Below are 15,897 nucleotides of genomic sequence, written 5' to 3'. Positions count from 1 at the left end.
CCGACCACGCCCCTGAGGAGTATGGCGTTGACCGCCGAAGCCCTGCCTGCGGAGCTGCGCCGCGTGATCGTGCAGCTCGCGCGGACACCACGACTTCTAGTCGCCTGCGACTACGACGGCACCCTTGCCCCCATCGTGGCGGATCCGACCCAGGCCAAACCGCTCCCCGAATCGGTGCACGCGCTGCGCTCGCTGGCCGCGCTGCCGTCCACCACCACCGCGGTGATCTCCGGCCGGGCACTGCGTGATCTGGCGACCCTGTCCCGACTGCCCGCCGAGGTGTACCTCGTCGGCAGCCACGGTTCCGAGTTCGACGTGGGATTCGTGCACGAACTGGAGCCCGAGGCGACCCGGTTGCGCACGAGCCTGCAGGTCGCCATGCAGGAGATCGTCGCGGGCAAACCCGGGGTGACGCTGGAGAACAAACCCGCCAGCGTCGCGATGCACGTCCGCCAAGCCGAGCCGGAGGTCGCCGAGGGCGCCCTGCGCGAGGCCCGCACCGGCCCGGCCACCTGGGACGGCGTGCAGGTCACCGAGGGCAAGGCGGTCATCGAGCTGGCCGTGGTGCAGACCGACAAGGGCAACGCGCTGGACGCGCTGCGCCACCAGGTCAGCGCCACCGCCGCGGTGTTCCTGGGCGACGACGTCACCGACGAGAAGGCGTTCGCCCGGCTGCACGGGCCCGACCTGGGCATCAAGGTCGGTGACGGCGACACGCTGGCGGCCTACCGGATCAAGGACACCACCGAGGTCGCGACCGTGCTGGCGTTCCTCATGGAGGAGCGGCGCACCTGGCTCTACGGCGAACAGGCGCCGCCGATCGAGCGGCTGACCATGCTGTCCAACGAGCGCAACGTCGCGCTGCTGACCCCGGACGCGCGGCTGACCTGGATGTGCCACCCGGGCCCGGATTCGGCGGCGGTGTTCGCCGACCTGCTCGGCGGTCCCGGCGCCGGGCACTTCTCGATCCGGCCGGAGCACGCGGGCAACGGCGCCCAGCGCAGCCCGCTGCCGCTCGGCCAGCGCTACGTGCCGAACACGATGACCGTGGAGACCCGCTGGTCGCGGCTGCTGGTCACGGACTACCTGGCGCACGGCACCGACCCGCACCGCACCGACCTCGTCCGGGTGATCAACGGGGCCACCCGGGCGGCCGTGGAGTTCGCGCCGCGGCCCGAGTTCGGGCAGGTTCCGGTGCGGCTGACCCCCGAGATCGGCGGGCTGCGCGTGCAGGGCACCTCGGAACCGATGGTGCTGTACTCCCCGGGCGTGCAGTGGCAGATCACCTCCGACGGCATGCACGAGTCGGCGCACGCGGTCCTGGACCTGAACGAGCACGAGCCGGTGGTGCTGGAGCTGCGCTGCGGCACCGACGACCTCGGCCCGCCGGAGATGACCGAGGCGCAGCGGCGCGGCGAGGCCGACCGCTACTGGTCGGACTGGATGGCGACGCTGACGCTGCCCGAGGTGGAGCCCGAGCTGGTCGCCCGCTCGGCGCTGACGCTGCGGGGCCTGTGCAACACCGACACCGGCGGCATCATGGCCGCCGCGACGACGTCGCTGCCCGAGGAGATCGGCGGCGTCCGCAACTGGGACTACCGCTACTGCTGGCTGCGCGACGGCGCGATGACCGCGCAGGCGCTGGTGACCGTCGGCTCGACGACCGAGGCCGAGGCGTTCCTGGACTGGCTGCACCGGGTGCTGGCGACGCTGCCGGGCCCGGAGCGGCTGCACCCGCTGTACACCCTGCAGGGCACCGGGCTCGGCCCGGAGGCGGTGATCGACAGCCTGCCCGGCTACGCCGGGTCGCGGCCGGTGCGCGTCGGCAACCTGGCCGACCAGCAGGTGCAGCTCGACGTGTTCGGCCCGGTGGTCGAGCTGGTGGCGCACCTGGCGCAGGCCACCGGCAAGATCCGGGACAACGACTGGGACCTGGTCACCGCGATGGCCGAGGCGGTGTCGCGCCGCTGGTTCGAGCCCGACCACGGCATCTGGGAAGAGCGCGATGTGCCGCGCCACCACGTGTACTCGAAGGTCATGTGCTGGGTGACGCTGGACCGGGCGCTGAAGCTGGCCGAGGCGTACGGCCGGGAGCCGGACCCGTCGTGGGAGCCGTTGCGCGAGCAGATCGCCGAGGACGTCATCAAGAACGGCTGGCACCCGGACGTGCAGGCGTTCACCACCGCCTACGAGGGATCGGACCTGGACGCCGCGTCGCTGCACGTCGGTCTGTCCGGGCTGATCGACCCGTCGGACGAGCGGTTCAGCGCCACGGTCACCGCGATCGAGGCGGAGCTGCGCAGCGGATCCACGGTGTACCGCTACCGCCGCGACGACGGGCTGCCCGGTGACGAGGGCGGTTTCCACCTGTGCGCGGCGTGGCTGATCGAGGCGTACCTGCTGATCGGGCGGCGCACCGAGGCGGAGGAGCTGTTCCAGCAGATCGTGGACACCGCCGGTCCGACCGGGTTGCTGTCCGAGGAGTACGACCCGATCGCCGAGCGGTCCCTGGGCAACCACCCCCAGGCGTACTCCCACCTGGGCCTCATCCGCTGCGCCCAGCTGCTGTCGGCGTAACCCCCACGAGCTCGGAGGGGCGGTGGTCCGCGCGGGCCACCGCCCCTCCGGCGTCAGGCGGGGCCGCGCGGGCTCACGGGCCGAACCAGCGCTCCTCGGCGGAGCGCGGCGGCGCCGAGGTGGCGCCGACGATGAGCTGGGTCTCCAGCTGGACGCGGCGCGGGCGGCCCGGCTCGCCGGCCTCCAGCAGCAGCCGTCCGGAGGCGCGGCCCTTCTCCAGCACCGGCTGGCGGACCGTGGTCAGGTTCGCCCGTTCCGCGTCCGGGATGCCGTCGAATCCGGTGACGGTGAGGTCCTCGGGAACCCGCAGGCCCCGGTTGCGCGCCTCGCTGAGGGCGCCCAGCGCGAGGATGTCCGAGGTGCACACGACCGCGGTGATCTCGGGGTCCATCTCCAGCAGCTGGGCCGCGGCCGACGCACCGGACGCCGTGGTGTGGTCGAAGCGCTCGACGACCGGCACCTTCGTCCAGTCCACTCCCGCCTCGCTGAACGCCTCGGCGAGCGCGGTCAACCGCGCCTTCTGCACGTGGAAGCTGGCGTTGGCCTGCCGCTGCACGGACGCGGGGCCGTCGTTGCGGCCGCGCGCCAGGCGCATGCAGGACACCCCGATGCGCCGGTGGCCCAGTCCGATCAGGTGGTCGGCCATGGCCTTGATCGCCCGCGCGTCGTCCGGACCCACCCAGTCGAGGTTGTCCAGCTGCGGCTGGTCGGCGATGACGACGGGGACCGGCCGCTCCAGCACGGCGGCCAGGTGCGGATCGTCCTCGGGCACCGAGTACACGACGAAACCGTCCACGCCGGCGCGGTGCACCGCGGCGACGTCCTCGCGCTCCGGGCTCGCCGGGATCAGCAGCAGGCCCTGCCCGGCGTCCTCGCAGGCCAGCGCCAGCCCTTCGAGGAACTGGACGGCACCCGGGTCGCGGAAGGCGTAAGAGAGGTTCTCGGTGAGCAGCAGTCCCACGGCACCAGCCTTGCGGGTGCGCAGGGACCGCGCGACGGGGTCCGGCCCCGGGTACCCGAGTCGCCGCGCCGTCTCCAGCACCCGCTTGCGCAGCTCCGGTGAGAGCTGGTCCGGACGGTTGTAGGCGTTGGACACCGTGGTCCGGGAGACCCCGAGTTCCGCAGCTAGAGAGGCCAGCGTCGCAGGCCGCCGGGCATTCGTTGACCGCGCCATGGAGGAACCGTAACGGTTCAGTACCCGACGGTGAAGTGAGCATGATGCAGATCCCACTCATGTTCGAACGCCGATACGCAGCGACACGAACCGCTTACTCTGTGAAACTCTTTCGCCACAGGGGATGACCGGACATCGTTTTCCCGCTAGTTTCTCCGCACCGACTCGGTGAAAGGTGCGTCACACATGGCTGAGGTGGCATACGTCAACGCGTCGCGGGTCTACCAGGGGAATCCGCCGGTCAAGGCCGTGGACCGGCTCGATCTGGAGATCTCGGACGGGGAGTTCCTGGTGCTGGTGGGGCCGTCCGGTTCCGGCAAGTCGACGGCGCTGCGGATGCTCGCGGGCCTGGAGGACGTCGACGAGGGAGCGATCACCATCGGCGGCGCGGACGTGACGAGCACGCCGCCGAAGGGGCGGGACATCGCGATGGTGTTCCAGTCCTACGCGCTCTACCCGCACATGACGGTCGCCGAGAACATGGGTTTCGCGCTCAAGCTGCGCAAGACGCCCAAGGACGTGATCCGGCAGAAGGTCACCGAGGCCGCCCGGATGCTCGACCTGGAGAAGTACCTGGACCGCAAGCCGAAGGCGCTCTCGGGCGGTCAGCGGCAGCGGGTGGCGATGGGCCGGGCCATCGTGCGCGAACCGAGCGTGTTCCTCATGGACGAACCGCTGTCCAACCTGGACGCGAAGCTGCGGGTGGAGACCCGCGCGAACATCGCGTCGCTGCAGAAGCGGCTGGGGACCACGACCATCTACGTCACCCACGACCAGGTCGAGGCGATGACCATGGGCCACCGGGTCGCGGTGCTCGCCGACGGCGTGCTGCAGCAGTGCGCCACCCCGCGCGAGCTGTACGAGAACCCGGCGAACGCGTTCGTGGCCGGGTTCATCGGCTCCCCGGCGATGAACCTCAAGACCGTGCCGCTGTCGGCCGAGGGCGCGGTGCTCGACGGGCACACCATCCCGCTGCCGCGCGCCGCGCTGGACGCGGCGGGCGGTCTGGAGCAGGTCACCTTCGGCGTGCGACCCGAGTCGCTGTCGCTGGCGCCCAGCTCCGCCGACGGGCTGAGCATGACCGTGGAGCTGGTCGAGGAGCTCGGCGCCGACGCGCTCATCCACGGCTCGATCGACGTCGCGGGCACGCCGGAGCGGTTCGTGGTGCGCGCCGACGGGCGCACCCCGCCCGCGCTCGGCCAGCAGGTCACCGTCGCGGTTCGGGACAGCGACGAGATCCACCTGTTCCACCCGGAGACGGGCGCGCGGCTGGCCGCCTGACCTCCACGGCGAACGCCCCGCGGGATTCGACGGTGTCGCACCGCCTCCCGCGGGGCGTTCGCATGTTTCACGCCACGGAATTAACCCGGTCGGTGGAATCTTGACCCCACAGGTGCTTAGACTGCAATTGACAACGGTTTCCGTTACCGTTCGCAGTTAGCCGTCAGCCCGCAGAGGACCGGCGGCCGCGCCCCGAGGAGTTGTTGATGACCGTCCGCAACCGCCGCACCGCGACCGCGCTGGCCGGACTCGCCACCGCAGCACTGGCGATGACCGCATGCGGGAGCCAACCGACCGGACCGGGCGGCAACGACCGGATCAAGGTCGTCGCCTCCACCAGCGTGTGGGGCAGCATCGCCCAGGCGGTCGGCGGCGACAGCGTCGACGTCCAGTCCGTCATCAGCAGCCCCGACGCCGACCCGCACTCCTACGAGAGCACCCCGCAGGACGCGGCCCGGATCAGCGACGCCGACCTGGTGGTGTTCAACGGCGGCGGGTACGACGAGTTCATGGAGAAGGCGCTGGCCGCCGGTGGTGGGCAGAAGCCGACCGTGGAAGCCGTCACCGACGAGCACGAGGCGCCCGGACCCGCCGACGGGCACGGGCACGACCACTCCGTCAACGAACACGTCTGGTACGACCTGCACGTCGTGCACGACGTCGCCGACCAGATCGCCGACCAGCTCGGCCGGATCCGCCCCGACCAGGCCGCCCGGTTCCACGACGCCGCCGCCCAGTTCGACCAGCAGGTCGACGGCCTGCGGGGCAAGGTCGACCAGGTCGCCGCCGCGAACGCGGGCAAGAAGGTCATCGTCACCGAGCCCGTCGCGCACTACCTGATCGAGGCGGCCAAGCTGCAGGACATCACGCCGCAGTCGTTCGTCAACGCCGTCGAGGCCGAGAACGACCCGTCGGCCGCCGCGGTCGCCGACATCCAGAACGCGATCGGCTCCCGGCAGGCTTCCGCGGTCGTGCACAACCCGCAGACCGAGTCGCCGGTCACCCGGGACGTGCGCACCGCGGCGGAGCGCAACCACATCCCCGTCGTGGAGATGAGCGAGACGCTGCCCGCCGGGAAGACCTACCTGCAGTGGATGGACGAGCAGATCACGTCCCTGCAGACCGCCCTCGGCCAGCAGCACTGAGGCCCCGATGACGGCCGAACCCCACACCGACACCACCGTCGCGCGCACCGGGACGGCCCCCGCCGTCCGGCTGCGCGACGCCACCCTCTCCTACGGACCCCGCACGCTGTGGTCGGGCCTGGACCTGGACGTCTCGCCCGGCGAGTTCCTGGCCGTCCTCGGTCCGAACGGCTCCGGCAAGACCAGCCTGCTCCGGGTGCTGCTCGGGCTGCAGCAGCTCACCTCCGGCACCGTCGAGATCGCCGGTGAACCCGCGCGGCGCGGCAGCGAGCGCATCGGCTACATCCCGCAGCAGCGCGCCGTCGAGGCGACCGTCATGGTCCGCGGCAGCGACCTCGTCGGGCTCGGCCTGGACGGCCACCACTGGGGCCTGGGCCTGCGCAACCGCCGCGAACGCCGCCGACGCGTCGAGGCCGCGCTGCGGGCGGTCGAGGCGACCGAGTACGCGCGCATGCCGCTCGGGCTGCTCTCCGGCGGCGAGCAGCAGCGGCTGCGGGTCGCGCAGGCGCTGGTCGGCGACCCGTCCGTGCTGCTGTGCGACGAACCGCTGCTGTCACTGGACATCTCGCACCAGCGCAAGGTCAGCCGGCTGATCTCCCGGCAGGCCCGCGAGACCGGCGCCGCGGTCCTGTTCGTCACCCACGAGATCAACCCGGTGCTGCCGGTGGTGGACCGGGTGCTGTACCTGGTGGACGGGCGGTTCCGGATCGGCACCCCGGACGAGGTGATCAACTCGGCGACGCTCTCCGAGCTCTACCGCACCGACGTCGAGGTCGCCCGGGTCGGCGGGCGCCTGGTGATCGCCGGGGCCGAGGACGGCGAACCGCACCACGTGGACGAGGCGGAACAAGCGTGAACGCATTCATCGACGCCATGGGCAAGCTCTTCGACTTCTCGGTGACCGCGGAGCTGCTCGGCTACCCGTTCGTCCAGCAGGCGCTGCTGGCCGCCGCCGCCCTCGGACTGGTGTCGGGCTGCCTGGCCCCGCTCGTCGTCACCCGCAAGATGTCCTTCGCGGTGCACGGCACCGCCGAGCTCGCCTTCACCGGCGCGGCCGCGGCGCTGCTGCTCGGCGTCGGCGTCGCCGTCGGCTCGCTGGCCGGAGCGGTGGTCGCGGCGCTGCTGCTGGGCCTGCTGGGACAGCGCGGCACCGAACGGGATTCGGTGATCGGCGCGATCCTGTCGTTCGGGCTCGGCGTCGGCGTGCTGCTGCTGTGGCTGAACCCGGAGCGGACGGCGAACAAGTTCAGCATCCTGGTCGGCCAGATCGTCGGCGTGGACTCCTCGGACGTGCTGCTGCTCAGCGGCTGCGCGGCCGTCGTGCTGGTGGTGCTGGCGTGCGTCTACCGGCCGCTGCTGTTCGCCAGCGTCGACCCGGACGTGGCGGTCGCGCGCGGCGTCCCCTCCCGGGTGCTGACACCGCTGTTCGCGGTGCTGGTCGGCGTCTCGACCGCGCTCGGCGTGTACACCGTGGGCGCGCTGCTGGTGCTGGCGCTGATGGTCACGCCGGGGGCCGCGGCGGCGCGGATCACCGCCAGCCCGGTCAAGGCGACGCTGCTGGCCGTGGTGTTCGCCGAGGTCGCGGTGCTCGGCGGCATCGTGCTGTCGCTGGCGCCGGGCGCGCCGGTGAGCGCGTTCGTGACGATCATCTCGTTCGTGATCTACCTGGTCTGCCGCCTCGTCGGCGACCGCCGGATGCGCCGCCGCGCCGCGGCGTGAATGGCGTCGGCCGCGCACCTGCCGCAACCTGGCGGGATGGTGCGCAGGCTGCTGGTGACGTACGGCCTGGTCGCGCTGTGCACGGTCGGGTACTACCTGCTGCCCACCGTGCGCGCGGACGTCGCGGGGACGGTCGGTGCCGTGGTCGCCTTCGCGGTCGGGCTGTTCGCCGTGTCGGCGCTGATCGTGGTCCAGGTGTGGCGGTTCGGGCCCAGCGGTGGGCGCCGCAGTTCGCTGGCCGGGGTCGTGGCCGCGCTCTACCTCGCGGTGCTGTTCTTCGCGCTCGTCTACTTCGGACTGGCACGGCACCACCCGGGTTCGATCGCCGAGCTGCGCACCAGGACCGACGCGTTGTACTTCGCGCTGTCGGTGACCAGCACCGTCGGGTTCGACGACGTGCACGCGGTGTCCCAGGACGCGCGGGCGGTGGTCGCCGTGCACATGGCGTTCAACATCGGCTTCCTCGGCGGCGCGGTCGCCGTCCTGCGCTCCCGAGCCAGGCGGTGAGCGCTCAGCGGACCGGGTGCGCGGCCAGCACGGCACCGACCCGGTCGGCGACCTGCGGGTCCAGCATCGGGTAGCGGCCTCCCGCGACGAAGCGCTCCGAGAGTTCGAACACCACGACCCGGCCTTCGGCGAGCAGCTGACCGGCGGCCTGCGGGTCGGTCGCGACGTCGTCGGGGTGCTGGATGGCGATGTCGGTGAACGCCGCCGCCAGGTAGGGGCTGGCGAACTGGGTGAACGAGTCGCCGACCATCCGCACCGGAGCGTCGATCATCCCGGGCTTCGGCTCGGACTCCAGGTGCAGCGGGTGGTGGAAGTCGCTGGGGCGGAACTGGGTGTTGTCCGCGCCCCCGTCCGGTGCCAGCGAGTACGCCTGGATCGGCACGGTCCGCTGCTGGCCGAGCAGGTCGGGGATGTCGGCTGGGTGCGGGTACTGGCGGGTCGGCCGCACCTGCCAACCGGCGGTGCTGCCCGGCCGCAGCCGTTCGGCGAGCTGGTAGGTCATCGCGACGCCGCCCTCGTGCGTCCAGTGCGTGTCGATGTCGTGGTAGATCGGCCGACCGTTGCGGGCGGCGACCGCGCGCAGTTCGCCGCGCATGTCGATCGCGCCGGTGGCGGCCGGGACGCGCCGCCAGAACTCGGCCCGGGCCGCCGTGGAGCAGTCCTTGCCCGCGTAGTCGTCGGGCATGTTCTCCGGGTACACCGTCGACTTGTCCGGGGCGATGACGAGCTGGAACCGCCGCCCGGACGCCTCGACGACGTGGCGCCACCGCCGCAGCCCGGCGATCACCTGGTCCAGCGAGCGCTTGGGCACGCACCGGTACGACACGTCGTGCCCGAGGTAGAGCCAACCGTTCTTGCCCTCGATGACGTTGGGGAACACGTTCTCGTCGAGCGGTGGCTTGGCGTCCGACTGGCCCGCTCCAATCGGCGAGGAATGCGCTCCCCCGCTCGTCCGGGCCGGTTCGCCGAACACGCCCCGGCTGATCCCCTCCACCGACCGCACCGCGCCACCGCGGAACGGCAGGTGATCGGTGGCCCACGGCCCGAGGCCGGTGAAGAACCCGAGACCGTCGGCGAGGCTCGGGAACGGCGCGAGCGGCCGGTTCTCCACCGGCTCGGGCCGCGCGCCGAACAGCCACGTCACCAGCGGCGCGGTGAAGAACAGCACCGCGCACACCAGCGCGGTGAGCTGTCGCCTGCCGTGCCGCGGGCGGTGCAGCGGGTGTTCGCGCGGCAGCCACGCCTCGTGGACCGGCGGCAGACGACTCGACACGACCGCAACGTTAGTAGGACCGTCCCCGCGCGGAGTCCGGTTCGGTCGAACGCGTCCGGGAGTGGGAGCGCGACCGACCTTCAGGGGTCCACCAGGACCTTCATCTTCCGGCCGGCCCGCAGCGCGGCGAACCCCTCCTCGACGACCTGGTCGATCGGGACGTGCGCTACCCAGCCGGTGGTGTCGTAGTGCCCGCGCGACATCAGGTCGATCACCGCCCGGTAGTCCACCGACGTGTAGCACAACGAGCCCTGCACCTGGGACTCGTTCATCACCAGCCGGAGCAGGTCGGTGACCAGCGGGCGTTCGTAGATCGCCACCGCGACGAGGCGCTTGCGCGCGCCGAGGCAGCCCATCCCGGCCTTCACGCTCGCCTCGGTGCCCGCCGCGTCGAACGCCGCGTCGACGCCGTGTCCGCGGGTGCGGCGGACCAGGTGGTCCACCGGGTCGGTCGCGGTCGGGTCGATCACGTCGTCGGCGCCGAGCGCGGCGAGCGCGGTGCGGCGTTCCGCCGACGGTTCGACCACGGTGATCGCCTCGACGCCCAGGCCGCGCAGCGCGAACCAGATGCCGATGCCGATCGGCCCGGCGCCGAAGACCACGGCGGTGCTGTCCTCGTGCACCTCGCTGAGCCGAGCCGCGTGGTAGGCCACGGCCATCGGTTCGACCAGCGCGCCGAGCTCCGGCGAGATCGAGTCCGGCAACCGGTGCGCCATCCAGGCGGGCACGACGGTGTACTCCGCCATGCCGCCGGGCGCCATCAGCCCGTGGAACCCGATCAACCGGCAGATGTTGTAGTGCCCGACCTGGCAGGCCGCGCACTGCCCGCAGCGGTAGACGGGCTCGATGGTCACCCGGTCGCCGACGGCGAGATCCCGCACGCCCTCGCCCACTTCGGTGATGGCCCCGGCGAACTCGTGCCCGAGCGTCAACGGCAGCCGGTAGCCGGTCAGCGGGTGCGGTTCCGTCGGCACGAAGATCGGCCCGGCGTAGTACTCGTGGAGATCGGTCCCGCAGATCCCGTTGTGGGCCACCTTCACCTTGATCTGCCCGGGGCCGCACGAGGGCTCCGCGACGTCGTCGACGACGAGGTCCTCCCGGCCCCGGTACACAGCAGCACGCATGTCCCCTCCCGAGGGCGCCGTTGCCAACTCCCCCAGCACACGCCGCCCGGGCCCCTTCGGCAACCGTTGCGGACCGTTGCCGTCCGTTCGACCCCGAGGGCTGCGGGCTCGATTCGTCGGCAAGTGCGCGCATCCGTCGAATTCCCCCGGCCCGAACCGCCGACGCCTCCGATCCGGGTCGGGCAGGACCGGGGCCGACGACGAGCGCGCTCAGAACCGGTAGTAGAGGAACGGGCTGAAGGAGCCGGTGGCGACCAGCAGCGCGGCGTAGCCCAGCCCGACCGTGAGGACCGCCATGCGCAGCGCGTTCGCCGAGCGGGTGCGGTCCGCTTCCAGGAACGGCCCGGTGCCCGGACCCGCCGGGAGGGCCACCACGACCAGCGCCACCAGCAGGAACACCACGCGCTGGTTGCTCACCGCAGCCTCGACGACGTCGGGCAGCCCGGCGAGGTCCGGCACCAGCATGTGACCGAGCATCCCGAACCCGCTCGCCAGGTCCGGCGCGCGGAACAGGACCCAGCCGAACACGACCAGCAGCAGCGTCAACGCCCGGCGCGCCACCCGGGCCCCCGCGCGGACCGGCGCCACGTCGAGTCCGAACGCGCGCTCGACCACCAGCAGCGCCCCGTGGTACAGGCCCCACACCAGGTACGTCCACGCCGCGCCGTGCCAGAAACCGGTCAGCACGAAGACGACGGCGAGGTTCCGGTAGGTGCGGGCGACGCCGCGCCGGTTGCCGCCGAGCGGGATGTAGACGTAGTCGCGGAACCACCGCGACAGCGACATGTGCCAGCGCCGCCAGAACTCCGTCACGGTCACCGCGGAGTACGGGCGGGCGAAGTTCTCCGGCAGCCGGAACCCGAGCATCCGGCCGAGCCCGATCGCCATGTCGGAGTAGCCGGAGAAGTCGAAGTACAGCTGCATCGCGTACCCGATCGCGCCGAGCCAGGCGGTCGCGAACGTCGTCTGCGGCGCCGCGAAGCACGCGTCCACCATCGGGGCGAGCGTGTCGGCGACGACGACCTTCTTCGTCAGTCCCCAGGCGAAGCGGGGGAAACCGGCGGCGATGTCGTCGAGCCGGTGGGTGCGCTGCTGCGGCAGTTGGTCGGCGATCTCCCGGTAGCGCACGATCGGCCCGGCCACCAGCTGCGGGAACATCGAGATGTAGGTGACGAACGAGACCGGATCGCGCAGCGGCGGCCGGTCCCCGCGGTGGACGTCCACCACGTACGAGATGTGGTGGAAGGTGTAGAACGAGATCCCGATCGGCAGCGCCACGTGCAGGACCGGGAAGTCGCCGCCGAACCAGGAAGCCAGCACGGCGAGCTGTTCGGTCGCGAAGCCCCCGTACTTCCACACCGCCAGGACCGCGAGGTCGAAGGCGACCACGCCGACCAGCAGCCACTGCCGCCCGCCCCGGTCGAGCAACCGCTCGTTCGGGCCGACGTGCCGTCCGGCCAGGTAGTTGACCACGATGCAGGCCAGCAGCAACAGCGTCGTGCCGCCCGCACCGCTGGCGTAGAACACCAGGCTCGCCACCGCGATCACGGCGTTGCGCGCACCGCGAGGCGCGATCAGCACCGCCGCCAGCACAGCGGGCAGGAAGTACCACAGGAACAGCGGACTCGCGAACGACATGGGTGGGCCTCGGGTTCCGGGAGGACCGGGCCTCCCCCTTCCGGGTGGCGAGCTTAGCCGAGCGCACCCGGCGGCCGAGAGCGAACGACGCGAAACGCCGGACAGCCGCGCACTTCACCGCTTAGCCTGAAGGTCATGAACGCTCCGCCACCACCCGGCTGGTACCCGGACCAGGCCGATCCGCGGTACGTGCGCTGGTGGGACGGTCGGCAGTGGACCCCGCAGGTCCAGCCCGCCCGGCCGCCGCAGCAAGCGCCCGCCGCACCGCAGGGCGACGCCTCACCGATCGAGATGGCGCTGGGCGGCACCGGCAACGCCGAGTCCGTCCAGAAGCAGGTCCAGCAGCGCGCCGGTGTCGGCGGCCAGGTCGCCGGAGGCGGCGGAACCCTGTTCAGCGAGCCGGTCCTGGTGGTCAACCAGCAGGCGAAGCTGATCGAGGTGGCCAACGAGTACGCCATCTACGACCAGCACGGGCGGCAGCTGGGCTCGGTCCTGCAGACCGGTCAGGGCGTGGTCCAGAAAGCGCTGCGGGTGCTGACCAAGCTCGACTCGATGATGACGGTGAAGCTGGAGATCCGGGACGCCGCCGGGCAACCGGTGCTGCTGCTGACCCGCCCGGCGACGCTGTGGAAGTCGACCGTGCACGTCCAGCGGCCGGACGGCTCCGCGGTCGGGGACATCCGGATGGAAAACGTCTGGGGCAAGGCCCGGTTCTCCTTCGAGGTGGGCGGGCAGCGCATCGGCGGCATCCACGCGGAGAACCTGCGCGCCTGGGACCTGCGGCTGCTCGACCACGCCGACGCCGAGATCGGCCGCATCACCAAGACCTGGCAGGGCCTGGCCAAGGCGGCGTTCACCACGGCCGACAACTACGTCGTCCAGATCCACCGCCCGCTCGCCGACCCGCTGCTGAGCATGGTCCTCGCCTCGGCCCTCACCGTCGACACCACGCTCAGCCAGTACCAGAGCTGACGCGTCCGGGCCCGCCGCGCACCACGAGTCCGCGAACAGGGACCCGTCTCAGTGAGGTTCCGCCACCGGCCCCGCCACCCAGAACGAGTTCGAAGACAGGTCCTCTCAGGTCAGGCGGCGCCGGCGGGCCACCTCGGACAGCACGATGCCCGCCGCGACGGAGGCGTTGAGCGACTCGACGCCGCCCATCATCGGGATCGACACCGTCTGGTCGCACGTCTCGCGGACCAGGCGGGACAGCCCGCGCCCCTCCGACCCGACCACGACGACCAGCGGTTCGGTGGCCAGCTCCAGCTCGTCGGAAGTGATGTCGGCGTCGGCGTCCAGCCCGACGACCATCAGCCCGGCCGACTTCAGGTCGCGCAGCGTGCGCGTCAGGTTCGCCGCCCGCGCGATCGGCAGCTTCGCCGCCGTGCCCGCGCTGGTCCGCCACGCGACGGCGGTCAGCCCGGCGCTGCGCCGCTGCGGGAGGATGACGCCGTGCGCGCCGAAGGCGGCGGCGGAGCGGACCACCGCGCCGAGGTTGCGCGGGTCGGTGACGCCGTCCAGCGCCACGATCAGCGGCGGCAGGCCGGAGTCCCGCGCCTCCTGGAGCACGTCGTCCGGGTGCCGGTACTCGTACTGCGGCACCTGCAGCGCGAGGCCCTGGTGCACGGCTCCGCCGGTCAGCCGGTCGAGCTCCACGCGCGGGACTTCCAGCACCGAGATACCGCGCGCCCGGGCCTCGCCGACGGCCTCGGTCACCCGGTCGTCGACGTCGATGCCTTGCGCCACGTACAGCCCGGACGCGGGAACGCCCGCGCGAATGCACTCGACGACCGGATTGCGCCCGGCCACCAGCTCGGGCGCCGACTCCTGCTGCGCCTTCCGGCGGGCGCGCTGCTGCTCGGCCTGGGCCTTGGCGTCGGCGCGGCGCTTGGCGGGGTGGCTGACCCGCTCCTCGGCCTTGGGCGTGGGTCCCTTGCCCCGCAGGCCCCTGCGCCGCTGGCCGCCGGAACCGACCACCATGCCCTTCTTCGAGCCCGGCTTGCGCATCGCGCCGCGGCGTTTGTCGTTGCCTGCCACGTCTTACCCGTCTTTCAGTGTCCACATCGGACCGTCGGGGGTGTCCTCGACGGCGATCCCGCAGTCCTGCAGGCGGTTGCGCAGCAGGTCCGCGGTGGCGAAGTCGCGCTCCGCGCGGGCCCGCTGGCGCTCCTCCAGCAGCCCCTCCACGAGCTGCCCGAGCGCGTGGCGGGCCGCGTCGTCCGCGCCGGAGTCGGCGGCCCACTGCTCGGACAGCGGGTCGAGCCCGAGCACGTCGGTCATGGTCCGCACCGAGGCCGCCGCGGTGCGCGCCGCCGCGTCGTCACCGCCGTCCAGCGCGGCGTTGCCGTCCCGGACGACGTTGTGCACGGCCGCGATGGCCTGCGGCGTGGACAGGTCGTCGTCCATCGCGGCGGCGAACTCGGGGCACACCTCGCCGAGCTCCACACCACCGGTGCGCTGCACGACCCGGTTCAGGAACGACTCGATGCGGCGGTAGGTCGACACGGCCTCGGCCAGCCCGCCGTCGGAGAACTCGATCGTGGACCGGTAGTGCGGCGTGACCAGGTAGTACCGCAGCTCGGCGGCGCGGGCGCGGCGCAGCACGGCCGGGATCGACAGCGTGTTGCCGAGCGACTTGGACATCTTCTCGCCGCTCATCGTCACCCAGGCGTTGTGCATCCAGTACCGGGCGAAGCCGTCCCCGGCCGCGTTGGACTGGGCCAGCTCGTTCTCGTGGTGCGGGAACACCAGGTCCAGCCCGCCGCCGTGGATGTCGAACTCGCCGCCCAGGTAGAACGTCGCCATCGCCGAGCACTCCAGGTGCCACCCCGGACGACCGGCGCCCCACGGCGTCGGCCAGCTCGGCTCACCCGGCTTGGCGCTCTTCCACAGCGTGAAGTCCCGGGGGTCGCGCTTGCCGCTGGCCAGCGTCTCGCCCTGCTGCACGTCGTCGAGCTTCTGCCCGGACAACCGGCCGTACTGGTCGGCGTAGGAGGACACCGAGAAGTACACGTCGCCACCGGCCGGGTAGGCGTGGCCCTTGTCGATCAGCCGCTGGATCAGGTCGACCATCTGCGTGATGTGCCCGGTGGCCCGGGGCAGCGCGGACGGCGGCAGGCAGCCCAGCCGGTCGTAGGCGCTCTCGAAGGCGCGCTCGTGCGTCGCCGCCCACTCCCACCAGGGACGACCGGCCTCGGCGGCCTTGGTGAGGATCTTGTCGTCGATGTCCGTGACGTTGCGGACCAGGCGCACGTCGTAGCCCTTGAGCCGCAGCCAGCGGCGCAGCACGTCGAAGTTCAGCCCGCTGCGGACGTGGCCGACGTGGGGAACGCCCTGCACGGTGGCACCACAGACGTAGATCGACGCCACTCCATCGCAGCGCGGGTGGAATTCGCGCGTCGTGCGGGTCGCGGTGTCATGCAGGTGCAGGCTCACACCCCGATGGTACGGGTGCGGTCC

Annotated in this window: 13 protein-coding genes; 7 read left to right on the top strand and 6 right to left on the bottom strand. The window is 72.1% G+C overall.

Annotation, left to right across the window (positions count from 1 at the left end):
* Positions 1-21: 21 nt before the first annotated feature.
* A complete protein-coding gene (gene otsB / locus NV263_RS01805) occupies positions 22-2,577 on the top strand; it encodes a trehalose-phosphatase (protein ID WP_263250596.1) in 2,556 nt (851 codons plus the stop codon).
* Between the two features lie 73 nt (positions 2,578-2,650).
* On the opposite strand, the gene NV263_RS01800 is transcribed toward otsB, so the two are convergent.
* A complete protein-coding gene (locus NV263_RS01800; protein WP_263250595.1) occupies positions 2,651-3,751 on the bottom strand; it encodes a LacI family DNA-binding transcriptional regulator in 1,101 nt (366 codons plus the stop codon).
* A 186-nt stretch (positions 3,752-3,937) separates the two neighbouring features.
* Here NV263_RS01800 and NV263_RS01795 point away from each other — a divergent pair, with 186 nt between their 5' ends.
* The 5 genes from NV263_RS01795 (at position 3,938) to NV263_RS01775 (ending at position 8,403) form a co-directional block, all read left to right on the top strand.
* Positions 3,938-5,032: an ABC transporter ATP-binding protein gene (locus tag NV263_RS01795; RefSeq protein ID WP_263250594.1), complete on the top strand. Its 1,095-nt coding sequence runs from the start codon at positions 3,938-3,940 to the stop codon at positions 5,030-5,032.
* 206 nt (positions 5,033-5,238) lie between these two features.
* Positions 5,239-6,177: a metal ABC transporter solute-binding protein, Zn/Mn family gene (locus tag NV263_RS01790; protein WP_263250593.1), complete on the top strand. Its 939-nt coding sequence runs from the start codon at positions 5,239-5,241 to the stop codon at positions 6,175-6,177.
* A gap of 7 nt (positions 6,178-6,184) precedes the next feature.
* On the top strand, positions 6,185-7,033 hold the full coding sequence (locus tag NV263_RS01785; protein WP_263250592.1) for a metal ABC transporter ATP-binding protein: 849 nt from the start codon (positions 6,185-6,187) through the stop codon (positions 7,031-7,033).
* Positions 7,034-7,050: 17 nt separating this feature from the next.
* Positions 7,051-7,896, top strand: coding sequence for a metal ABC transporter permease (locus NV263_RS01780; RefSeq protein ID WP_263254007.1), 846 nt, complete (start codon positions 7,051-7,053; stop codon positions 7,894-7,896).
* Positions 7,897-7,932: 36 nt separating this feature from the next.
* Positions 7,933-8,403 carry a potassium channel family protein gene (locus tag NV263_RS01775; protein ID WP_263250591.1) on the top strand — a complete coding sequence of 157 codons (471 nt, stop codon included), beginning with the start codon at positions 7,933-7,935 and terminating at the stop codon, positions 8,401-8,403.
* Positions 8,404-8,407: 4 nt separating this feature from the next.
* On the opposite strand, the gene NV263_RS01770 is transcribed toward NV263_RS01775, so the two are convergent.
* The 3 genes from NV263_RS01770 to NV263_RS01760 all read right to left on the bottom strand — a co-directional run bounded on the left by NV263_RS01770 (position 8,408) and on the right by NV263_RS01760 (position 12,438).
* A complete protein-coding gene (locus tag NV263_RS01770) occupies positions 8,408-9,676 on the bottom strand; it encodes an alginate O-acetyltransferase AlgX-related protein (RefSeq protein ID WP_263250590.1) in 1,269 nt (422 codons plus the stop codon).
* An 80-nt stretch (positions 9,677-9,756) separates the two neighbouring features.
* Positions 9,757-10,800 carry a 2,3-butanediol dehydrogenase gene (locus tag NV263_RS01765; RefSeq protein ID WP_263250589.1) on the bottom strand — a complete coding sequence of 348 codons (1,044 nt, stop codon included), beginning with the start codon at positions 10,798-10,800 and terminating at the stop codon, positions 9,757-9,759.
* Positions 10,801-11,010: 210 nt separating this feature from the next.
* A complete protein-coding gene (locus NV263_RS01760; protein WP_263250588.1) occupies positions 11,011-12,438 on the bottom strand; it encodes an MBOAT family O-acyltransferase in 1,428 nt (475 codons plus the stop codon).
* 135 nt (positions 12,439-12,573) lie between these two features.
* On the opposite strand from NV263_RS01760, the gene NV263_RS01755 reads away from it, so the two are divergent.
* Positions 12,574-13,410 carry a phospholipid scramblase-related protein gene (locus NV263_RS01755; RefSeq protein WP_263250587.1) on the top strand — a complete coding sequence of 279 codons (837 nt, stop codon included), beginning with the start codon at positions 12,574-12,576 and terminating at the stop codon, positions 13,408-13,410.
* A gap of 105 nt (positions 13,411-13,515) precedes the next feature.
* Here the strand turns inward: NV263_RS01755 and rlmB are convergent, their stop codons facing one another.
* Positions 13,516-14,475 (bottom strand): 23S rRNA (guanosine(2251)-2'-O)-methyltransferase RlmB, encoded by a 960-nt coding sequence (gene rlmB, locus NV263_RS01750; RefSeq protein ID WP_263250586.1) that lies wholly within the window; start codon positions 14,473-14,475, stop codon positions 13,516-13,518.
* 3 nt (positions 14,476-14,478) lie between these two features.
* Positions 14,479-15,873 (bottom strand): cysteine--tRNA ligase, encoded by a 1,395-nt coding sequence (gene cysS, locus NV263_RS01745; protein WP_263250585.1) that lies wholly within the window; start codon positions 15,871-15,873, stop codon positions 14,479-14,481.
* Positions 15,874-15,897 lie beyond the last annotated feature (24 nt).

This window comes from Saccharopolyspora rosea (genome assembly GCF_025643595.1).
In the GTDB taxonomy this organism is placed as follows: Bacteria; Actinomycetota; Actinomycetes; order Mycobacteriales; family Pseudonocardiaceae; genus Saccharopolyspora; species Saccharopolyspora rosea.
This window is presented reverse-complemented; position numbering and strand designations above follow the sequence as displayed.